This window comes from Synechococcus sp. WH 8109 (assembly GCF_000161795.2).
GTDB lineage: Bacteria > Cyanobacteriota > Cyanobacteriia > PCC-6307 > Cyanobiaceae > Parasynechococcus.
This window is the reverse complement of sequence record NZ_CP006882.1, coordinates 1575897-1595008: the sequence shown is the minus strand read 5'-3', so window position 1 is coordinate 1595008 and position 19112 is coordinate 1575897. Positions and strand designations below refer to the sequence as shown.

Here is a 19112-nt window from a genome sequence, read left to right as displayed (position 1 = left end):
TCATCGAGAGCCGAGGGCTGCGAGCAGTTGCTCCAATGTGCCCTCCGGCAGGTCCCGCCGCAGCACCAGGCGCAAACGGGCGGTCCCCTCCGACACGGTGGGCGGCCGGATCGCCACAGACAGCAGCCCCGCCTGCTCCAGCTTTTGCTGAAGGTCGAGCGCGTCCTGGTCGTCCCCGACCAACAGGGGGAGAACTGGGCCGTGCCCTGCTGGTTTCGCCCAGCCCTGGTGCGCCAGCGCCGTCCTCCAGCGTTCCGAGCGCTGGCTCAGCTTGCTTCCCCAGTTGGGGTGGGATTGGATCAAGCGCAGGGAAGCCTGGGCTCCCGCAACCAGCGGTGGGGCCAGGGCCGTGGTGTAGCGGAAGGCCCCACTTGTTTGCAGCAGCAGCTCCATCGTGGTGTTGTCTCCAGCTAGAAACGCACCTCCGCTGCCGAAGGCTTTGCCGAAGGTGCCGCACACCAAGGCCATTGGCCGTTGGAGCCCATGGCAAAGCCCACGGCCGCCGGGCCCCAGGACCCCCAGGCCATGGGCTTCGTCCACCAGCAGCTGTGCACCGTGGTGGGCACAAAGGTCGGCCATGCCCTGCAGATCAGGGCTGGTGCCTTCCATGCTGAACAGGCTTTCAGTTACCACCAGTGGCGGTCGTGTTGTCGGCTTGAGCCGCTGCAGCCGCTGGTCGAGATCTTCAAGATCGTTGTGGGCAAAGCGTTGCAGCCGCGCCCCACTGGTGCGGACGCCGGCCAGCAGCGAGTGGTGGATCAGCCGGTCCACCAACACCGTGGTGTGCCTGTCACTCAGGGCCGTTAAGGCGGCAATGTTGGCTTGAAATCCGCTGGGGAATAGCAGCGCCCGGTCCCGGTTTAGCCAGGTGGCGAGTGCTGCTTCCAGCTCCAGATGGCGTGGTCGGGTTCCGGTGATCAGGCGAGATCCACCGGCACCGAGGCCATCTGAGGCCATGGCCTCAGATGCCGCTGCGAGCACATCGGGATGACGGCTGAGCCCGAGGTAGTCGTTGCTAGCCAGATCAACGAGCTGGCCGGCTCCGGCAGGATCCTGCAGCTGCCAGGGCTCCTGGCCGGAGTTCAAGCTCCGCAGGCGTCGGCGGCGGGCTGAAGGGATGGGAGAAGCATGGTCCCGCATTACAACAGTCTGGAATCCGCCCTGAACAAGGATGGCCGCAGTCCTCTGATCGTCATGACCTGGGAGCGTTTCACTCTGTTCTTTCCGCTTTGGACGTTGCTGGGAGCGCTGCTGGCCTTGCTGCATCCCCCGCTGTTCATCTGGTTCAAGGGGCCACTGATCGCCCTTGGACTCGGCGTGATCATGCTCGGCATGGGCGTCGGGTTGACACCCGCTGATTTCGTGAGGGTTGGTCGACGCCCCCGCGCCATGCTGCTGGGGGTGCTGGTGCAGTTCCTCGTGATGCCGGCCCTTGCCGCTGTGATCGCGGCGGCTCTTCATCTGCCTGCCCCGCTTGCGGTGGGCTTGATTCTGGTCGGCTGCTGCCCTGGGGGGACCGCCAGCAATGTTGTGGCTCTGATCGGCCGTGGCGATGTGGCGCTGTCGGTGGTCATGACCTCGATCAGCACCCTGGCGGCGGTGGTGTTGACCCCGCGTCTCACGCAGGTGTTGGCCAGCCAGTACGTGCCGGTGGACGGTTGGGCCCTGTTCCTGGCCGTGCTTCAGGTGGTGTTGCTGCCGGTCACCGTTGGGGTGGTGCTCAAGCGTGGTCTGCCCGGTGTGGCCCAGCGGATTGAGCCGGTGATGCCTCCCCTGGCGGTGATGGCCATCGTGATGATCGTCTCCAGCATCGTGGGCAGCCAGACGGCTTTGCTGCGTCAGCAGGGGGCCGTGCTCATCCTGGCTTGCCTGCTGCTGCATGGCGGCGGCTTCCTGCTCGGCTGGCTGATTCCCCGGCTGGCGGGGCAGAGCGTGCAGGCCCAGCGGACCATCAGCATCGAGGTGGGCATGCAGAACTCAGGACTGGCTGTGGTGCTCGCCCGCAATGGTGGGTTCGCCAGTCCCCTCACGGCGTTGCCGGGTGCCATCTCTGCGGTGATTCACTGCCTGATCGGTAGTGCCCTTGCCGCCGTCTGGAGGCGCCGCTCGCTATAGCCTGTCGCCCTAGGTCGAGCCCCCGTCGTGGAGTTCGAACAGCAGGCGGGCGGCGAGGCCACGGGAGATGCGTCGTGCCACGAGCAGATCGCAGATCCAAGTGAACAGCGGTGGCGCATCGGTGGTGGATGCCAGGCGTTGTTCGAGGGCCTTGAGCTCCTTCACGTCGCGGCAGCCCCTCAGGGCATCGATCAGGGTGTCTTCAGCCGGCCGCGGCTTGGTGAGCTGAGTGCTGGTCACAGGCGGTGGCCCCAATCCCCTCTGTCATGGCACTGGCGCAGTGCCCCTGTCACCCTTCGCCGCAGCGGAGGCAGGCAAAAAAAAAGCTCCGGTGGTTTCACCAAAGCTCGAAGCATTCTCTTCATTATTTTTTATGATGTTGCTAGGTTTCGTCAAAGGAGGTCTGCATATCTGATTGATTGCATTGGCGCGGCTTATCGCTTGTTTGAAAAGAGAGATCAGCCAGGCTCCTTAAGATCATTCGATGAACCAATCGACACCGGCCACCCCCCGATCAGAGCCCGATGTCGATCGCAGTGTCCCACTGAATCCCTCAGAAATTTTTCCCTTCCCGCTGGATGATTTCCAGCTGGAGGCCATGGATGCTCTCAACCAGGGACATTCGGTCGTGGTCAGTGCCCCCACAGGATCCGGCAAAACCCTGATCGGTGAATACGCCATTCATCGTGCCCTGGCCCACGGCCAGAAGGTCTTCTACACCACACCTCTGAAGGCTCTCTCCAACCAGAAACTGCGCGATTTCCGCGATCAGTTTGGTGCGGAGAACGTGGGTTTGATGACCGGTGACCTCAGTGTGAATCGCGAGGCCTCCATCGTGGTGATGACCACGGAGATCTTCCGCAACATGCTCTACGCCGAGGCGGATGAGCACGACGATCCCCTGGCTGATGTGGAAGCAGTGGTGCTCGACGAGTGCCACTACATGAACGACTCCCAGCGCGGCACGGTCTGGGAGGAGTCGATCATTCACTGCCCACCCACGGTGCAGCTGGTGGCGCTCTCCGCGACCGTGGCCAATGCCGGGCAGCTGACCGACTGGATCGAGAAGGTTCATGGTCCGACAACGTTGGTGATGAGTGACCACCGGCCGGTGCCACTGCAGTTCAGCTTCTGCAGTGCCAAGGGGTTGCATCCACTGCTGAACGAAGCCGGTACGGGTCTTCATCCCAACTGCAAGGTCTGGCGCGCGCCCAAGGGGCACAAGCGCAAAGGGCGTTCCCAGAGGCCGCCTCAACCCGAGCCACCACCGATCAGTTTTGTTGTGGCTCAGATGGCGGAGCGGCAGATGCTCCCGGCCATCTATTTCATCTTCAGCCGGCGCAGTTGTGACAAGGCGGTGCGGGACCTGGGGGTGCAGTGCCTGGTGACCCAGGAGGAGCAGGCGCGGATCAAGGAGCGCCTAACCGCCTACAGCCACGACAACCCCGAGGCCGTTCGGGATGGAATTCACGCTGATGCGCTGCTTCGGGGCATCGCTGCCCACCACGCCGGTGTTCTGCCCGCCTGGAAGGAGTTGATCGAAGAGCTCTTCCAGCAGGGGTTGGTGAAGGTGGTCTTTGCCACGGAGACCCTGGCGGCGGGCATCAACATGCCGGCCCGCAGCACGGTTATTGCGGCCCTCTCCAAGCGCACCGAGCGGGGGCATCGCCCGCTGATGGGCAGTGAGTTCCTCCAGATGGCCGGCCGGGCCGGCCGGCGGGGCCTCGACTCTCAGGGCTACGTCGTGACGGTGCAAAGCCGGTTCGAAGGTGTGCGTGAAGCTGGTCAGCTGGCGACAAGTCCAGCCGACCCCCTGGTGAGCCAGTTCACCCCCAGCTACGGCATGGTTCTCAACCTGCTGCAGCGCCACGATCTGGCCAAGGCCAGGGAGCTGGTGGAGCGCAGTTTTGGCCGCTACCTGGCGGGGCTTGACCTTGTGGAGGACGAGGAGAACCTGTCCCAGCTGCGGTTGCAACTCAGCCAGCTGGAGGGCGTCGCCGGCGACATCCCTTGGGAAGACTTTGAGGACTACGAAAAAATGCGTGGGCGGCTCCGCGAAGAGCGGCGCTTGCTCCGCATCCTTCAACAGCAGGCCGAGGAGACGCTGGCCAATGAGCTGACGATGGCCCTGCAGTTCGCCAGCACCGGCACCCTGGTCAGCCTCAAATCGCCGCAGCTGCGGGGTCGCGTCGCGCCCGCGGTAATTGTTGAGAAGGTGAAGGGGCCCGGTCAGTTCCCGCTGCTGCTCTGCCTGACCGATGAAAACGTCTGGATTTTGCTGCCCTGTCAGGCCGTGGTGAGCATCCATGCGGAGCTCAGTTGTCTGCAGGTGGATGGGCTGGATATCCCGGAGCTGTCCCGATCCGGTGAGTTGCGTCATGGCGATCAGGCCAGTGGTGGTTTGGCTTTAGCCGTGGCCCATATGGCCCGGCGCCACGACATGACCACCCCGCAATATGACCTGGCTGGGGAGGTGTTGACCCAGGCCCGGCTGGTGCGGGGTCTGGAGCAGGAGCAGGAGCAGCATCCGGCCCATCGCTGGGGAGATCGCAAACAGCTGAAGAAGCACCGCCGGCGCATGGAAGATCTGGAGCTGGAGATCGCTGAACGGCAGCAGCTGTTGCATCAGCGGGCCAACCGTCACTGGGAGACCTTCCTGGCCTTGATGGAGATCCTGCAGCACTTCGGATGCCTCGATGAGCTGGATCCCACGGAGATCGGCCGCACCGTTGCTGCCTTGCGGGGCGACAACGAACTCTGGCTGGGGCTGGCGCTGATGAGTGGCCATCTCGATGACCTCTCCCCCCCCCGACCTGGCAGCGGTGTTCGAGGCGATCAGCACCGAGGTCAACCGCCCCGACCTGTGGAGTGGCTTCCCACCGCCTGCGGCGGCTGAGGAAGCCCTGCAGGATCTTTCGGGTCTGCGTCGCGAGCTGCTGCGGGCCCAGGCCCGCGCCGGTGTGGTGGTGCCGGCCTGGTGGGAACCCGAGCTCATGGGCCTTGTGGATGCCTGGGCGCGGGGAACGTCCTGGAGCGATCTGATCGCCAACACGTCCCTGGATGAGGGTGATGTGGTGCGCATCATGCGCCGCACCGTGGATCTTCTGGCCCAGGTGCCCTACTGCGAAGCGATCAGCGAGCAACTGCGCAGCCATGCGCGTCAGGCTCTGAAAGCGATCAACCGTTTCCCCGTGGCTGAAGCCGAGGATCTGGTGCCAGCCTCCGCTGCGCTCAACCCGGCAACGGAGCGGGCCGCCTGAGTTCAGGCGTCCGGAGCGGCCATGGCGCCGGGATTCACCTGTTGATCAAAGTCGGCTTCGCTGATGTGGCCGAGCTCCAAGGCAGCATCCTTCAGCGTCAACCCCTGATGGTGGGCATGCTGAGCGATGGCACTGGCCTTCTCGTAACCAATCCTCGGGGTCAAGGAGGTGACCAGCATCAAGGAGCGATCCACGAACCGCTGAATCTGCTCCCGATCCGGCTCCAAACCCTCCACCAGGTTCTGGCGGAAGCTGGTCATGGCGTCTTTGAGCATGCGGATTGACTGCAGCAGGTTGAAGCCGATCAAGGGCTTGTAGACATTCATCTGCAGATGGCCGCCTGCGCCAGCGGCTGCCACGGCGCCATCGAGACCGATCACCTGGGTGCAGACCATGGCCATAGCTTCGCACTGGGTGGGATTGATTTTCCCTGGCATGATCGAGCTGCCGGGTTCGTTGGCGGGCAGCCGCAACTCGCCCAGACCCGCCCGGGGGCCACATCCAAGCAGCCGCACGTCGTTGGCGATCCGGAGCAGGGCCACCGCCAGCAGGCGAAGTTGGCCCATCGCTTGGACGAGGGCATCATGGCCGGCCATCACGGCGAAGAGGTTGTCAGCGGGACGGACCTTGATGCCAGCGACCCGGCTCAGCTCTTCCGCAACGGCATGACGGAAGCCCGTCGGCGTGTTCAACCCCGTGCCGACTGCGGTGCCCCCCAGGGGAAGATCGCCGAGGCTGACCAGACAGTCCTCCAGCCATGCCTGGGCTTGTTTGAGTTGATCTCGCCAGGCGCCCACTTCATCGCCTAGACGCAGGGGCACCGCATCCTGCAGATGGGTGCGGCCAATCTTGACGATGGGCATCCAGGCCTGGGCTTTGGTATCCAAGGCCTGCACCAGGGCATCGAGCGCCGGCAGCAGCCCGTCCTTCAGGTGCTTGGCCGCGGCGACGTGAATCGCTGCGGGAAAAACATCATTGGTGGATTGCGACCGATTGACGTGGTCATTCGGGTGCACTGGGCTGTGGCTGCCGAGGGCGGTGCCTGAAGCCTGAGACGCCAGATTGCTGATCACCTCGTTGATGTTCATGTTGGTCTGGGTCCCGCTTCCGGTCTGCCAGACCCGCAGCGGGAACTGATCGTTGTGCTGGCCAGCGGCAATGGCATCGGCGGCCGTGCAGATCAGCTCAACCTGTTGAGGACTCAGAAGCGCATGCTGGCCGTTCACCGAGGCGCAGGAGCGCTTGATCCAGGCCAGGGCCTGAATGATCTCGAGCGGGATCCGTTCGTCGCTGATGGCGAAGTTCTGAAGTGAGCGCTGGGTCTGGGCTCCCCAGAGCGCTTCCGACGACACCTCAATGCCCCCCAGGCTGTCGGTTTCAATCCTGAACGGCTGCGTCATCGGATTCTCGGCGCGATCGGGCGTTGCATCGATCATCCGTGATCATTGTCCGTTGGTCGTGGCGTCGATCCGCATCAACGGTCCGGTGTTGTCTCTTATTGCTTCACCGTTTCAATGCCCAATCTGCTGCCGTCATATCCCGCCCGCTCGCGCACCTTGCTGCACCATTCCTGATGAGACAGGTACCAGTGCACGGTCTCCGCTAGACCCTCTTCCACATTGTGGCGAGGCCTCCAGCCCAGCTCGGAACTGATGCGGCCTGGGTCAATCGCGTAGCGGCGGTCGTGGCCAGGACGGTCTGTCACCGGCGTGATCAAGTCGGCGTGGGGAGCCGATGCAGGACGACTTAAATCCAACTGTTGGCAGATGGCGTGAACAACCTCCTTGTTGGTGCGCTCACCATGGCCGCCAACGCAGTAACTGCGGCCCGAGGCTCCTTTGCAGGCCGCCAGAAGCAATGCATCGACATGGTCTTCCACGTACAACCAATCCCGCACATTCAGCCCATCGCCGTAGAGAGGAATCGACTCACCTCCAGCGGCCTTCAAGGTGACCACGGGGATAAGTTTTTCCGGGAACTGCCAGGGGCCGTAATTGTTTGAACAGTTGGTGAGCACCACAGGAAGCCCAAAGGTGTGGTGCCAGGCCTGAACGAGGTGATCACTGGCCGCCTTGCTGGCGGAGTAGGGGCTGCGGGGGTCGTAGGGCGTTGTCTCTGAGAAGCGTCCCTCGGGGCCCAGGGACCCAAAGACTTCGTCGGTGCTGATGTGGTGCATCCGGAAGGCATCCCGGCGTTCACCGCTCAAGCCCTCGTAGTGGCTCCGCACCGCCTGCAGGAGGTTGTAGGTGCCGTTGACATTGCTCTCGATGAACACGCCGGGGCCGCAGATGGATCGATCCACGTGGCTTTCCGCTGCCAGGTGCATCACCAGATCGGGGTCGGCCTCCTGCACCGCAGCCTCAACGGCTGCTGCATTGGTCAGATCCACCTTCTGCAGCCTGTGCCGATCGTTCGCCGCGCCCCCCAGCTGGTTCAGCACCTCCTCAATCGAGGAAAGGTCGCTGGCATAGCCCATCTTGTCGAGGTTGAAGACGGTGACTGTGGTCTCCTGCAACAGCCTGCGTATGACGGCGCCTCCAATGAAGCCGGCACCTCCGGTGACCAGAACTCTGCAGCGATTTCCCAACAGGTCGGAGGCGGAAGGCATGGACGAAACCATTGGTGAGAGCGTGGGTTGGGCGTTGTTTGGGGTTGGGGTGTTGAACTCAGTCGCCCTTCATGGTGTTCTGGCTTGCTGCAACACGTTCTTCAGTGCTTGCTGCCAGTGCTCGCCATTGAGGTCCAGGGCGGCTCGGGTGGAGGTGCAGTCAAGAAGGGAATAGGCCGGCCGTTCAGCAGGCGTCGGGTAGTCCGCTGTTGTGATCGGTTGAACGGCTGCGGGCGTGTCGATGAGCCCCAAGTCAGCACCGATTTGGCCCACGGCCACCGCCACGTCGTACCAGCTGGAGGCGCCGGCATCACTCCAGTGCATGACGGCTGGCAATTCCCGGTCACCAGCGATCCGAAGGGTTTGCCAGCAGGCTTGAGCAAGGTTGAGGGTGCTGGTGGGACAGCCCACCTGATCGGCGACAACACCCAGTTGATCCCGTTCGCGGTGCAGCCGGAGCATGGTGAGTGCAAAGTTTCTGCCCACGGGCCCGATCACCCAGCTGGTGCGCAGGATCAGGCCCCGGCCTCCGGCTCCAAAAATCGTTTGGACGGCGGCTTCTCCAGCAGCTTTGCTGGCGCCGTAAACACCGAGAGGGTTGCGGGCCTGCTCGGGTTGATACGGCGTTCCCTGGGTTCCGTTGAAGACGAAGTCGGTGCTGATCTGGAGCAGGCGTCCCCCTTGTTGATCAAGCGCGCGGGCAAAGGCTTCTGGTGCTCCGGCATTTACGGCGTGGGCCAGCTCGGGCTCCGACTCGGCCTTGTCCACCGCTGTGTAAGCACCGGCGTTGAGCACCCAGTCGGGTTGGTGCTCTTGCACGGCGCCGCGGCAGGCTTCAGTGTCTGCCAAGTCAAGCTGCTGACGGCTGGTGGCCACAAGTTCGATTCCCTCAGGGGCGGAAGCGATCAGAGCCTGGCCCAGCTGACCGCCAGCTCCGGTGAGGAGCACCTTCATGGGAAAACGTCTCCGGCGGCTTCAGCGACTTTGAACCCTGCTGCTTCGGCATCTTTGCCCGAGAGGCTCACCTCAGCGCCCTGCAGCTGATCGATGGGCCAGGCAATGGCCAGATCTGGATCATTCCAGAGGATGGCCCGTTCACAGGATTTGTTCCAGAACCCTCGTGCCTTGTATTGCACCTCAGCAACATCGCTGAGGGTTAGAAAGCCGTGGGCGAAGCCCTCAGGAATCCAAAGCTGGCATTTGTTATCGGCACTCAGTTCGACGCCGACCCAGGTGCCAAAGGTTGGTGAGTGGCGTCGGATGTCAACGGCGACGTCGTAGATCACCCCGACCGTGGCCCGCACCAGCTTGGCCTGGGGTTCCGGTGCGAGCTGATAGTGCAGTCCTCGGAGCACCCCCTGGACCGAACGCGAATGGTTGTCTTGCGAGAACAGCACCGATTCGCCCACCGCTTCATCGAACTTGCGTTGGTTCCAGCTTTCGTAGAACCAGCCACGGTCATCGCCAAAGGCCTGGGGCGTTATCAGCAGGGGGCCCTGAAGCACCAGGCCGGACGATGTTTTGAGTTGTTCAAGCTGCATGGCTCACCTTCAGGCTGGTTTGCAGGGCTGCGTGATCGCTCACGCTCTCCTCAAGCATCTGGAGGAGATAGGAGCCGTAACCACTCTTTTTCAGAGGCTGCGCCAGTTGATCGAGTTGTTCCGCCGTGATCCAGCCCTGGCGCCAGGCCACCTCCTCCGGGCATCCCACCTTCAGCCCCTGACGATGTTCGAGCGTGCGGATGTAGCTGCCGGCATCGTTGAGGGAGTCGCAGGTGCCGGTGTCGAGCCAGGCCATGCCTCGGCCCATCAGCTCCACCCGCAGGAGCCCTTCATCCAGGTACATCTGATTGAGATCGGTGATCTCCAGCTCGCCACGCGCTGAGGGCTTCACCCGGCGGGCCCGTTCCACGACGCTGTCGTCGTAGAAGTACAACCCCGTAACGGCATACCGGCTCTTGGGCTGTTGGGGTTTTTCCTCCAGGCTCAGCACACGGCCCTCAGCATCGAACTCGGCGACTCCGTAACGCTCGGGATCACTGACGGGATAGGCAAAGACCGTTGCCCCCTGTGCCTGCTCGTTGCTGTGCACCAATTGGGGCACCAGATCATGCCCGTGAAAAAGGTTGTCTCCCAGAACCAGGGCAGCGGGGTGGCCCGCCAGGAAGTCGGCACCAATCAGAAATGCCTGGGCCAAACCGTCCGGGCTCGGTTGCACGGCGTACTTGATCGTCATACCCCAGCGGCTGCCATCACCGAGCAAGCGCTGGAAGGACTCCCGGTCGTGAGGGGTCGTGATGATCAGCACTTCACGGATCCCGGCCAGCATCAGGGTGCTGAGCGGGTAATAAATCATCGGCTTGTCGTAAACCGGCAGCAGCTGTTTGCTGACGGCCTGGGTGATCGGATGCAGCCGCGTGCCGCTCCCGCCAGCCAGGATGATTCCCCGTCGCTTGGAGGCGGTGCTCATCGGCTGGCTCACCGGCGTGAAGTCGGCGCTATTACAGCATGAGACCCCTTGCGATCACTTCATTTGAGGCGATCGCAAAGCCGTTGCAACAGATCACTCCTCATCTGGAGTTGTCTGTAGTTGTCATGCGGCGGACGCGGCAAGGGCCTCGATCTGCTGCGTCAGCAGCTGCCTGGCCTGGGCGGGCGTGGGGGCTCGCATGAGGGCATGCCGCAGTCGCGAGGCACCGGGGAAGCCCGTACAGGTCCAGCCCATATGTTTGCGGGCGATCAGCAGACCATGGTCGCCGCGATCCTCCACCAGACCGTCCAGTTGATCGCGGGCCAGTGCAAGCCGTGCTGACGGGTTGGGTGTGGTGGGGATTGCACGACCTGCAAGGGCTGCGTCGATCTGTCCCACCAGCCATGGTGCTCCCATCGTGCCTCGGCCCACCATCACTCCCGCTGCGCTTGTTTGCTTCAGGCAGCGAAGGGCATCGTCGGGGCTGTTGATGTCGCCGTTCGCGATCAGGGGGATCGTGAGGGCTTCTCGAACTTCGGTAATCGCGCTCCAGTCCGCAGCGCCCTTGAAGCCCTGTTCGCGGGTGCGTCCATGCAGTGTGAGCAGTTGTGCACCGGCTTGTTCCAGCTGTTGGCACCAGTGCACGGGATCGGCATCACTGCCACACCAACCCAGGCGTGTCTTCACCGTGACGGGCACGGCCACTGCATCTGCTACCGCTTCCACGATCTGGATGGCCAGCTCGGGATTACGGATCAAGCCGGAACCACCCCCTTTGCGGGCAATCTTGCGCACAGGGCAGCCCATGTTGATGTCGATCAGGAAGGCCCCACTGGCTTCAGCCCGTCGCGCAGCATCAGCCATGGCCTGGGGGCGATGGTCGAACAGTTGCACGCCGATGGGGCCGGATTCCTCGGCGAGCGACTCCACCTTGCAGAGCCCATGCCCCATCTCGAGGCTGGTGGCATTCACCATTTCGGTGAACAACAGCGCGTCGGGCGCCCAACGTCGAACCAGACCGCGAAAGATCCGATCGCTCACCCCTGCCAGCGGCGACTGCAGCACGCGGCAGCGCAGCTGACGCGCGGTTCCATTGCCAGGAAGCTGCAGAGGGGATGAAGCAATCATGGGTCCATGCTGCACAACGCAACCGACATGCTCTGGCCGCTCAGTCGTTCGTTGCTGTTGCAGATCCTCGAGGACCGCTGCAGCGATCGCTTTGTATGCGAAAGGATCTGGGAACGTCTGGGCTATCAGCCTGCTGAACCGCAGTGGTGCGCCGGTCCCGACACACCCTCCGAATGGGCCGACGCCTTCCCTCAGGCTCCCGAGCTGATCGCGGAGCGTCCGGCGTCGGTTCGTTTGACCCGCTCGGTCCCCAAGCAATACAAACAGCTGCTGAAGCTACAGCTCAACTTCGCGGGGTACCGCATCGGTGAGTTGTACCCCCGCCGCACCCGACGGGCCACAGCCGTGAACTGGCTGTTGGCGTGGCTGGCTCAGCAAGGTGAGCCCCTACCGGAACTGGGACCCCTGGGACCTGATCTTCCCCCTCCTGCCGATCCGGTGCAGGGGCACCCCGGCGATCTGCCGGTGAAGTGATCCGGTGGCCTAACTCAGGCCTGCATCGTGATGGGTGTGCCTTTCGGGGTGTTGTGGAACAGCCAACGAGCGTGTTTCATCGGCATGCGCACACACCCATGGCTGCGGGGCACGCCGAAGGGTTTCCCTGTGTTCTCCTGCCAGGGGGTGGCGTGGAGGCAGATGGCCTCGTTCGCGCTCACAAATCGTGAACGGCACCTCGGGAAAGGTCTAGGTGCGTTCATACACCGTGGTGGATCGGTACGTCGTATAAATCTTGCTGTTAAGGATCGGTGTTGGCGTTGAGGCTTTGCCGGTGCTGACCGGAATCACGCGAACCACCTCCTGATCGCTGTTGTAAACGGTCAGGCGTTGGTCGGAGAGGTCGACCACAAGGCTGGCGACGAGCTCGAGTATGGCGAGGGAACAGTTGAACCCACCCTGGCCGTCTCAGTTAAGACTCATTGGTCTCGCTCCGAAAGAAATTTGGTTCCATGTGGGCTTCATGGCATCTCTGTAGGGTGAAAGATTGGCCTGTGCAGAAGCTTGGCGCGTCCTGTCGTCGCAATCATCGGACGCCCCAATGTCGGTAAGTCGACCTTGGTGAATCGGCTGTGCCGCAGCCGGGAAGCCATCGTTCACGATCAGCCTGGCGTGACGCGTGATCGCACCTACCAGGACGGCTACTGGGGCGATCGGGAATTCAAGGTCGTCGACACCGGTGGACTGGTGTTCGACGACGACAGTGAGTTCCTGCCGGAGATCCGGGAGCAGGCGGCTCTTGCGCTCGAGGAAGCCAGTGTGGCTTTGGTGATTGTGGACGGTCAGCAGGGGCTCACGGCCGCTGACGAGTCCATCGCGGAATTTCTACGTAGTCACCGCTGTCCCACGCTTCTGGCGGTGAACAAGTGCGAGTCGCCGGAACAGGGCCTGGCGATGGCCGGCGAATTCTGGAGCCTTGGCCTGGGTGAACCCCATCCGATCTCTGCCATCCACGGCGCCGGCACCGGAGAACTGCTGGATCAGGTCCTCACCTTTTTCTCCCCGAAGGATCAGGAGGGTGACGAGGAGGAGCCGATTCAGATGGCCATCATCGGACGGCCGAATGTCGGGAAATCAAGTCTGCTGAATGCCATTTGCGGAGAGCAGCGGGCGATTGTCAGTCCAATCCGCGGCACTACCCGCGACACGATTGACACCAGCATCATTCGTGAGAATCGTCCCTGGCGCCTGGTGGACACGGCGGGCATCCGGCGGCGACGCAGCGTCAACTACGGCCCGGAATTCTTCGGCATCAACAGGAGTTTCAAGGCCATTGAGCGCAGTGATGTATGTGTTCTGGTGATCGATGCCCTCGATGGGGTGACCGAGCAGGATCAGCGCCTGGCTGGCCGCATTGAAGAGGACGGCCGTGCCTGCGTGGTGGTCGTCAACAAGTGGGACGCGGTGGAAAAAGACAGCCACACCATGACGGCGATGGAAAAGGAGCTGCGCTCCAAGCTCTATTTCCTCGACTGGGCTCCGATGCTGTTCACCTCGGCGCTCACCGGCCAGCGCGTGGAGAGCATCTTTGCCTTGGCCGCCCTGGCGGTTGAGCAGCACCGTCGCCGCGTCAGTACGTCCGTTGTGAACGAGGTGCTCAAGGAAGCGCTGAGCTGGCGCAGTCCACCCACCACTCGCGGTGGACGCCAAGGAAAGTTGTATTACGGCACCCAGGTGGCCAGCCGGCCTCCCAGCTTCACCCTGTTCGTCAACGACCCCAAATTGTTCGGAGAGACCTACCGGCGCTATGTGGAGCGTCAGATCCGCGAGGGCCTCGGTTTCGATGGCAGCCCGCTGCGTCTGTTCTGGCGCGGCAAGCAGCAGCGCGATGCCGAACGCGACTTGGCCCGTCAGCAGAGTCGTAAAGGCTGAGCCATGGACTGGTTGCGCCAGGTCCCCATAGGTCAATACGTCGATGGCTCCACGGGTTGGCTCCGGCGCTTGGACCCTCGCCTGAAGCTGGCCTGGTCCCTTGTCTTTCTGCTTACGCCTGTTCTGGCGGGGCCCCTTTGGCGCGTTGGCCTGGTGGTGGCTCTGGTGCTGATCACCCTCGGCAGTGGACTGGCTCGTTCGCTTTGGTGGAGGTCTGTTCTGCTCCTGACGGCCTTGGCCGTTGTGGTGGGTCTCCTGTCGATGTTCTTGCCGGCTGTGGATCCCCCTGCGGCTTTCCCGCTGCGCAATCCGGCCGAGCTTCCAGGGCTCGAGACCGAAGGACCCTCCTGGGATCTGTTGCGCCTCGGCCCCCTGCAGTTGGGTGGTCTCCAGCTGGGGCCGCTGGTGGTGGATCGGGCCTCAGCGCTGCTGGGGCTGCGAACGTCGACCTTGATCTTCACCGTGATTCACAGCGTCAATCTGATGCTGATTACGACTCTGCCTGAGGATCTGGTCTGGGCCCTCAGCTGGTGCCTGGCGCCATTGAAGTGGCTGGGATGTCCCGTGGAGCGGCTGGGGTTTCAATTGCTGCTGGCACTTCGCTTTCTGCCTCTAGTGCAGGAGGAGCTCCAGAATCTGCTGCGCTCTCTCGCCAGCCGTGCCGTCAACCTGCGCCAGCTGGGCTTCAAGGCCGGTTTCGGCCTGGTGCTGGCCGTTGGAGAGCGGCTGCTGGCCAACATCCTTCTCAGGGCTGAGCAGGGGGCCGATGCTCTGGTCGCCCGTGGGGGTCGAATTCTCGGTCCGTCGTACTTCCGCATGCCTCCCGATCGGGCTGCTCCCCTGCTGAATGGCCTGGCGATGATCGTTCTTGTGTTGGTGATTGGGCTGCGCGGTCAGTACGGTGCTCTATGACCTCCGATCACGGCATGGCGTCCGAGCGTTATCTGAATCACCCCACCTTCGGGATGCTCTATCGGGTGGCGCCGGCAGGTGAGGGCCGTGACGTCTACGCCACGTTGTATGCCCAGCGCATGTTCTTCCTGGTCACCCTGCAGCCCCGTGGCGCCCAGTTCGAGGTGATTCCCTACGGGGATGCGCGTCACCACGCTGAGGTGCATCTGGGCCGTTGCCGTCGTGATGGCTCGGACGACCTGGAGTCCTGGAGTCAGCTGTTCGATCAGACGTTCATCTGAACCCTTGACCGATTCCTTCGCGGCGCGTTGGCAGGCGCTCCAGGCAGCCCGCCCCTCTTCATCCAGGCTTTTGGCCGTCAGCAAAGGGCATCCAGCAGCGTCCGTGCGTTGCGTGGCGGAGCTTGGTCAGTGTGATTTCGGGGAAAGCCGCGTTCAGGAGGCTCTGCCGAAGCAGGAGGAGCTGATCGATCTGAACTTGCGCTGGCATTTCATCGGTCGCCTGCAAAGCAACAAGGTGCGGCCGGTGGTGAAGGCCTTCGACGTCATTCACTCGGTGGATTCCCTGGCGCTGGCTGAACGGGTGTCGCGCATCGCCGTGGAGGAGGGCCGTCAGCCTGAAGTTCTGCTGCAGGTGAAACTCCATCCCGATCCCAGCAAAGGGGGCTTGTCGGCCGGTGAACTCGGTGCCATTTGGTCCGACCTGCAGGCTCTGCCGGGGTTGCGGATCTCGGGTCTGATGACCATGGCGCCGCTAGACATGGCCATAGGGCAGCGCAAGGAGTTGTTTTCCGACTGCCGTGCCCTGGCGGATCGGCTGGCCTTGGCGGAGTGCTCGATGGGGATGAGCACGGACTGGAAAGAGGCTGCTGAAGCGGGCAGCACCTGGCTCAGGATCGGTTCGGTACTGTTCGGTCCGAGATTGGTGTCAACAGACGCTGCGAATTGACTTGCCCCGCCGCAGCGAAAACGGTATCCAGGTACATGGTTTTCGAACCACATTCAGATCGAGAGGAATCCCAAGGTGTCGCTGATCTCCCGTCTCCGTGCCGTCGTCGCTGGCGATGACTATCTCGATGGCGAATTGGATGATTTCGCCTACGACGACGAGCAAGATGACCAGGACCAGCGCGCCCTGCAGGCTGACGGTGGTGCACTGGCCACCATTGGAGACTCCAACCCGTTTGAGCTGGGTGGTGATCTGCATGGATCCAACGTGATCGGCATGCCCGGTATCAGCAATGCTGTGTCCGAGGTGAATGTGATGGAACCTCGCAGCTTTGATGAAATGCCTCGGGCCATTCAGGCGCTTCGGGAGCGCAAGACCGTGATCCTCAACCTCACGATGATGGAGCCCGACCAGGCCCAGCGTGCTGTTGATTTCGTCGCTGGTGGCACCTTCGCGATCGATGGACACCAGGAGCGCGTCGGCGAGAGCATCTTCCTGTTCGCCCCCAGCTGCGTCACCGTAACCAACACCGGTCAAGACGAAGCCTCGGCTCCAACGGTGGTGAGCCGTGAGGCCGATGTGGCGGATGTCGACGAATCCGCCAGCGCACCCTCGCCCGCCTGGGGGGCAGCCGCTCTCTGAAGCCCACAGTGCAGCCCGCTTTCGGTGTGATCGGCCTGGGTCGCATGGCTCAGGCCATTGTGGTTCCTCTCTTAGAGCGTGGACGGATTCCTGTCGATCAGCTGTTGGCAGTGGTCGGAGGATCTGGCTCGCTTGAGCAACGACGTGGGGGCCTTCCGGCTGGCATCGGTTTGGTTGCCGCTGATGATCCTTCCGCTCAGCAGGTCTGGACGGCTCCGATCCAGCTGCTCGCGGTGAAGCCGCAGCAACTCGATGCTGTTGCTGCAGCTGCTGGACCTGTTGTGGGTCAACCGCTGCTGATCTCAGTGTTGGCGGGGGTGTCTCTGGCGCGGTTGCAGCATTTGTTTCCCGGCCATCGCTGTGTTCGGGCGGTGCCTAACACCCCTGCGCTGGTGGGAGCTGGTTTGACAGCGCTGGCCTGGGGGGAGGGGATCGACCAAGGGCAACGGGATCAGGTGCGGCAGCTCTTCGCCGATGTGGGCGAAGTTCTGGAATTGGCGGAAGCAAAGCTAGATGCTTTCCTGGCCCTCACCTCGTCGGGCCCTGCCTTTGTGGCCCTGGTGGCGGAAGCTATGGCCGATGGGGCTGTTGCAGCCGGTCTTCCCAGGGACCTGGCCCTGCGGCTGAGCCACCGCACCCTGGCTGGAACGGCTGAGCTGCTGGACCGTCGCGATCTGCACCCAGCCCAGCTCAAGGACATGGTCACCTCACCGGGGGGCACCACCATCGCCGGCGTCCGCGCGCTGGAACGCATTGGCCTGCGCTCCGCCTTGATCGAAGCGGTAGTCGCTGCTGCGGAACGCAGCCGAGAGCTGTCCTAGGGCAGCACCTCTGGCCATCCCTGCCGGATCAGCAGCAGCGAGAAGTAGGGGCGGGGGTCGGCTGCCACTGCATCCGCGCAACAGATCTGCTGGTCGGGCCAGCCGACCCGCTCGGCAAACAGTGCTTGTTGCAGCAGGCCTCTCTGCTTCAGCAGGGGTTGCACCCAACTCCAGCGCCGACCCAGCTTCAGCAGGGCCAGAACTTGCCCCGTTGCCTCGGCGGTGTCCAGCACCCGCCCCAGCTCCTCAGGCGTGTCGGGGCAAGGGCGCAACAGCAGTTGGTCCTGCTGCAGAGCGAGGGGCCAGAGGCCCGCAGCCGCGGCTGCCGAGCAGGCGGTGATGCCGGGAATCACGCTGACGGGACAGTCGGGCCACGCCTGACGAAGGGCCAGCAGCACGTAGCTGCAGCTCGCAAACAGAGACGCATCTCCCTCACACAGCAGTGCCACCTGCTGGCCAGAACGGATGGATTGCTGCAGCTCCTGCGCCGCCGCGCCCCAGGCGGTGCGACGCGGTTCGGCGGCTTCCACCATTGGGAACAACAAGGGCAGGCGCTGATGGTCGCTGCGGATCCAGGCCGCGGCGATTTTTGCGGCCATGCTGTCGGCTCCCGGTCGTCCGACCGGGTAGGCCACCACCTCTGCTCGGCGGATGGCTTCAACGGCGGCCAGGGTGAGCAGGGAAGGATCGCCCGGGCCGACCCCCACCAGTGTGAGACCCCCAGTCGTGGTGGGATCGATGATGGTCAGCAGTCGATGCGCCCGGGGTCCAGACGATGAGTCGTCTCAGCATCTTTCCAGACGAAAGCGCAGCCCATGCTCTGAATGGGCCCATGCCTGCGCTTGAGAGCGATGATCCGGCAGTGATTCAGGCGGAGCTCAGCCGCCGGGGCATCGGCTTTGAGCAATGGCAGGCGGAGCAGGGTCTGCCGGAGGGGGCCGACCAGGCCACCATCCTCCAGGCCTATGCCGATGCCATTGCCCGGGTTCAACGCGATGGTGGTTACGAGACGGTCGACGCGATTCGGATGACGCCGGATCACCCTGATCGTGAGCCTCTGCGCCGCAAGTTCCTTGAGGAGCACACCCACGCCGAAGACGAAGTGCGCTTTTTTGTTGAAGGGTGCGGCTTGTTTGTGCTGCACATTGGTTCCGAGGTGCTCAGCGTGCTGTGCGAACGGGGCGACCTGATGCGGGTCCCGGCAGGGACCCGTCATTGGTTTGACATGGGGTCTCAGCCTCAGTTCTGTGCTGTGCGTTGGTTCAACAACCCCGAGGGATGGGTGGCGCAGTACACCGGTAGCAGCATCGCCCAGCTATTTCCCAGGCTTGACTGAGGGGGCGTTCCAGACACTTTGATGCGTCTCCTCCGCACCTTTGCTGCGGTTCTGCTGGGTCTGCCCATGGCAACACCCATCTCTGTTGCGGCCGAGGATGCTCCCTTTGCACCCGAGGTTCAGCGCCGGGTTGTGGTGGTGGTGCTGGCCCGCCGCATTCGCGGCTATGCCGCCATGGCCAAGGCCAGCAGCAACTGCCAGGTGGAGAAGGGGCGTCTTCCGCGCAGCCAGGCCAGCCAAACCCTGGCGATTTCGCTCGAGGAGTTGGGCATCAGCCGGCGCGTGCTGACTAATCCCCTGGTTGTCGCCGTCAGCCCGCGCCTGCAGCGCCTGCTGGATGACAGGTGCGCCCTGGCTCCAGTCAAGGAGGCTGAAGCGCTGCGGCTGGCCGAAAACGAACTCCGAACCTTTTCTCGAGCTGGGTCTCAGAATGGGACGGGGAGAGCGCTGGCTTTTATTTCCTAAGCGAATAAAACCGCCCATAGGGTTCCGGCCTGTTTGCCTGG

21 protein-coding genes and 1 pseudogene are annotated in these 19112 nt (G+C 63.2%); 11 read left to right on the top strand and 11 right to left on the bottom strand.

Going from position 1 to position 19112, the window contains the following annotated elements; genetic code table 11:
* Positions 1 to 1140, bottom strand: a complete 1140-nt coding sequence (locus Syncc8109_RS08670) for an 8-amino-7-oxononanoate synthase (RefSeq protein WP_006851678.1) — start codon at positions 1138 to 1140, stop codon at positions 1 to 3.
* A 54-nt stretch (positions 1141 to 1194) separates the two neighbouring features.
* Here Syncc8109_RS08670 and Syncc8109_RS08665 point away from each other — a divergent pair, with 54 nt between their 5' ends.
* Entirely contained in the window at positions 1195 to 2115 is a 921-nt protein-coding gene (locus Syncc8109_RS08665) for a bile acid:sodium symporter family protein (RefSeq protein ID WP_025362467.1), read from the top strand.
* A 9-nt stretch (positions 2116 to 2124) separates the two neighbouring features.
* Here Syncc8109_RS08665 and Syncc8109_RS08660 read toward each other — a convergent pair whose 3' ends face one another.
* Complete coding sequence (locus Syncc8109_RS08660) at positions 2125 to 2355, bottom strand: hypothetical protein (RefSeq protein ID WP_006850229.1); 231 nt, start codon at positions 2353 to 2355, stop codon at positions 2125 to 2127.
* Between the two features lie 358 nt (positions 2356 to 2713).
* Here Syncc8109_RS08660 and Syncc8109_RS08655 point away from each other — a divergent pair.
* A pseudogene (locus tag Syncc8109_RS08655) lies at positions 2714 to 5375 on the top strand (DEAD/DEAH box helicase).
* Positions 5376 to 5377: 2 nt separating this feature from the next.
* On the opposite strand, the gene Syncc8109_RS08650 reads toward Syncc8109_RS08655, so the two are convergent.
* The 6 genes from Syncc8109_RS08650 to dusB all read right to left on the bottom strand — a co-directional run bounded on the left by Syncc8109_RS08650 (position 5378) and on the right by dusB (position 11580).
* A complete protein-coding gene (locus Syncc8109_RS08650) occupies positions 5378 to 6775 on the bottom strand; it encodes a class II fumarate hydratase (RefSeq protein ID WP_025362466.1) in 1398 nt (465 codons plus the stop codon).
* Positions 6776 to 6870: 95 nt separating this feature from the next.
* Positions 6871 to 7995: a dTDP-glucose 4,6-dehydratase gene (rfbB, locus tag Syncc8109_RS08645; RefSeq protein WP_006851869.1), complete on the bottom strand. Its 1125-nt coding sequence runs from the start codon at positions 7993 to 7995 to the stop codon at positions 6871 to 6873.
* 57 nt (positions 7996 to 8052) lie between these two features.
* Positions 8053 to 8937, bottom strand: a complete 885-nt coding sequence (gene rfbD, locus Syncc8109_RS08640; protein ID WP_006850613.1) for a dTDP-4-dehydrorhamnose reductase — start codon at positions 8935 to 8937, stop codon at positions 8053 to 8055.
* Positions 8934 to 9524, bottom strand: coding sequence for a dTDP-4-dehydrorhamnose 3,5-epimerase (gene rfbC / locus Syncc8109_RS08635; protein ID WP_006851428.1), 591 nt, complete (start codon positions 9522 to 9524; stop codon positions 8934 to 8936). Before rfbC ends, rfbD begins: the two co-directional genes overlap by 4 nt.
* Positions 9514 to 10452 (bottom strand): glucose-1-phosphate thymidylyltransferase RfbA, encoded by a 939-nt coding sequence (rfbA, locus tag Syncc8109_RS08630; protein WP_025362465.1) that lies wholly within the window; start codon positions 10450 to 10452, stop codon positions 9514 to 9516. Before rfbA ends, rfbC begins: the two co-directional genes overlap by 11 nt.
* 123 nt (positions 10453 to 10575) lie before the next feature.
* Entirely contained in the window at positions 10576 to 11580 is a 1005-nt protein-coding gene (gene dusB, locus Syncc8109_RS08625; RefSeq protein WP_006851785.1) for a tRNA dihydrouridine synthase DusB, read from the bottom strand.
* 6 nt (positions 11581 to 11586) lie between these two features.
* Here dusB and Syncc8109_RS08620 point away from each other — a divergent pair, with 6 nt between their 5' ends.
* Positions 11587 to 12054, top strand: a complete 468-nt coding sequence (locus Syncc8109_RS08620; protein WP_006849759.1) for a DUF1823 family protein — start codon at positions 11587 to 11589, stop codon at positions 12052 to 12054.
* Between the two features lie 14 nt (positions 12055 to 12068).
* On the opposite strand, the gene Syncc8109_RS13180 is transcribed toward Syncc8109_RS08620, so the two are convergent.
* Both Syncc8109_RS13180 and Syncc8109_RS13175 read right to left on the bottom strand, forming a co-directional pair.
* Positions 12069 to 12236 (bottom strand): L,D-transpeptidase family protein, encoded by a 168-nt coding sequence (locus Syncc8109_RS13180; protein ID WP_006850255.1) that lies wholly within the window; start codon positions 12234 to 12236, stop codon positions 12069 to 12071.
* A gap of 28 nt (positions 12237 to 12264) precedes the next feature.
* Entirely contained in the window at positions 12265 to 12426 is a 162-nt protein-coding gene (locus Syncc8109_RS13175) for a L,D-transpeptidase (protein WP_006851178.1), read from the bottom strand.
* Between the two features lie 153 nt (positions 12427 to 12579).
* On the opposite strand from Syncc8109_RS13175, the gene der reads away from it, so the two are divergent.
* The 6 genes from der to proC all read left to right on the top strand — a co-directional run bounded on the left by der (position 12580) and on the right by proC (position 17270).
* On the top strand, positions 12580 to 13947 hold the full coding sequence (der, locus tag Syncc8109_RS08610; protein ID WP_006850153.1) for a ribosome biogenesis GTPase Der: 1368 nt from the start codon (positions 12580 to 12582) through the stop codon (positions 13945 to 13947).
* 3 nt (positions 13948 to 13950) lie between these two features.
* Complete coding sequence (locus tag Syncc8109_RS08605; RefSeq protein ID WP_006850731.1) at positions 13951 to 14859, top strand: energy-coupling factor transporter transmembrane protein EcfT; 909 nt, start codon at positions 13951 to 13953, stop codon at positions 14857 to 14859.
* 14 nt (positions 14860 to 14873) lie between these two features.
* On the top strand, positions 14874 to 15140 hold the full coding sequence (locus tag Syncc8109_RS08600) for a PipX family protein (protein WP_025362464.1): 267 nt from the start codon (positions 14874 to 14876) through the stop codon (positions 15138 to 15140).
* Between the two features lie 4 nt (positions 15141 to 15144).
* On the top strand, positions 15145 to 15807 hold the full coding sequence (locus tag Syncc8109_RS08595) for a YggS family pyridoxal phosphate-dependent enzyme (RefSeq protein WP_025362463.1): 663 nt from the start codon (positions 15145 to 15147) through the stop codon (positions 15805 to 15807).
* 75 nt (positions 15808 to 15882) lie between these two features.
* Positions 15883 to 16449 (top strand): cell division protein SepF, encoded by a 567-nt coding sequence (locus Syncc8109_RS08590; protein WP_006851094.1) that lies wholly within the window; start codon positions 15883 to 15885, stop codon positions 16447 to 16449.
* A gap of 44 nt (positions 16450 to 16493) precedes the next feature.
* A complete protein-coding gene (gene proC, locus Syncc8109_RS08585; RefSeq protein WP_045172974.1) occupies positions 16494 to 17270 on the top strand; it encodes a pyrroline-5-carboxylate reductase in 777 nt (258 codons plus the stop codon).
* On the opposite strand, the gene cobI is transcribed toward proC, so the two are convergent.
* Positions 17267 to 17977: a precorrin-2 C(20)-methyltransferase gene (gene cobI, locus Syncc8109_RS08580; protein ID WP_006850474.1), complete on the bottom strand. Its 711-nt coding sequence runs from the start codon at positions 17975 to 17977 to the stop codon at positions 17267 to 17269. The genes proC and cobI overlap by 4 nt on opposite strands.
* A gap of 68 nt (positions 17978 to 18045) precedes the next feature.
* Here cobI and Syncc8109_RS08575 point away from each other — a divergent pair, with 68 nt between their 5' ends.
* Both Syncc8109_RS08575 and Syncc8109_RS08570 read left to right on the top strand, forming a co-directional pair.
* Complete coding sequence (locus Syncc8109_RS08575) at positions 18046 to 18606, top strand: acireductone dioxygenase (RefSeq protein WP_025362462.1); 561 nt, start codon at positions 18046 to 18048, stop codon at positions 18604 to 18606.
* 21 nt (positions 18607 to 18627) lie between these two features.
* Positions 18628 to 19071 (top strand): hypothetical protein, encoded by a 444-nt coding sequence (locus tag Syncc8109_RS08570; RefSeq protein WP_006851539.1) that lies wholly within the window; start codon positions 18628 to 18630, stop codon positions 19069 to 19071.
* Positions 19072 to 19112 lie beyond the last annotated feature (41 nt).

Coding starts and splice junctions, on each gene's coding strand:
- Syncc8109_RS08670 (WP_006851678.1), bottom strand. CDS start 1,140: ATGCGGGACCATGCTTCTCCCATCCCTTCAGCCCGCCGCCGACGCCTG.
- Syncc8109_RS08665 (WP_025362467.1), top strand. CDS start 1,195: ATGACCTGGGAGCGTTTCACTCTGTTCTTTCCGCTTTGGACGTTGCTG.
- Syncc8109_RS08650 (WP_025362466.1), bottom strand. CDS start 6,775: ATGACGCAGCCGTTCAGGATTGAAACCGACAGCCTGGGGGGCATTGAG.
- rfbB (WP_006851869.1), bottom strand. CDS start 7,995: ATGGTTTCGTCCATGCCTTCCGCCTCCGACCTGTTGGGAAATCGCTGC.
- rfbD (WP_006850613.1), bottom strand. CDS start 8,937: ATGAAGGTGCTCCTCACCGGAGCTGGCGGTCAGCTGGGCCAGGCTCTG.
- rfbC (WP_006851428.1), bottom strand. CDS start 9,524: ATGCAGCTTGAACAACTCAAAACATCGTCCGGCCTGGTGCTTCAGGGC.
- rfbA (WP_025362465.1), bottom strand. CDS start 10,452: ATGAGCACCGCCTCCAAGCGACGGGGAATCATCCTGGCTGGCGGGAGC.
- dusB (WP_006851785.1), bottom strand. CDS start 11,580: ATGATTGCTTCATCCCCTCTGCAGCTTCCTGGCAATGGAACCGCGCGT.
- Syncc8109_RS08620 (WP_006849759.1), top strand. CDS start 11,587: ATGCTGCACAACGCAACCGACATGCTCTGGCCGCTCAGTCGTTCGTTG.
- Syncc8109_RS08605 (WP_006850731.1), top strand. CDS start 13,951: ATGGACTGGTTGCGCCAGGTCCCCATAGGTCAATACGTCGATGGCTCC.
- Syncc8109_RS08600 (WP_025362464.1), top strand. CDS start 14,874: ATGGCGTCCGAGCGTTATCTGAATCACCCCACCTTCGGGATGCTCTAT.
- proC (WP_045172974.1), top strand. CDS start 16,494: ATGGCTCAGGCCATTGTGGTTCCTCTCTTAGAGCGTGGACGGATTCCT.
- Syncc8109_RS08575 (WP_025362462.1), top strand. CDS start 18,046: ATGAGTCGTCTCAGCATCTTTCCAGACGAAAGCGCAGCCCATGCTCTG.
- Syncc8109_RS08570 (WP_006851539.1), top strand. CDS start 18,628: ATGCGTCTCCTCCGCACCTTTGCTGCGGTTCTGCTGGGTCTGCCCATG.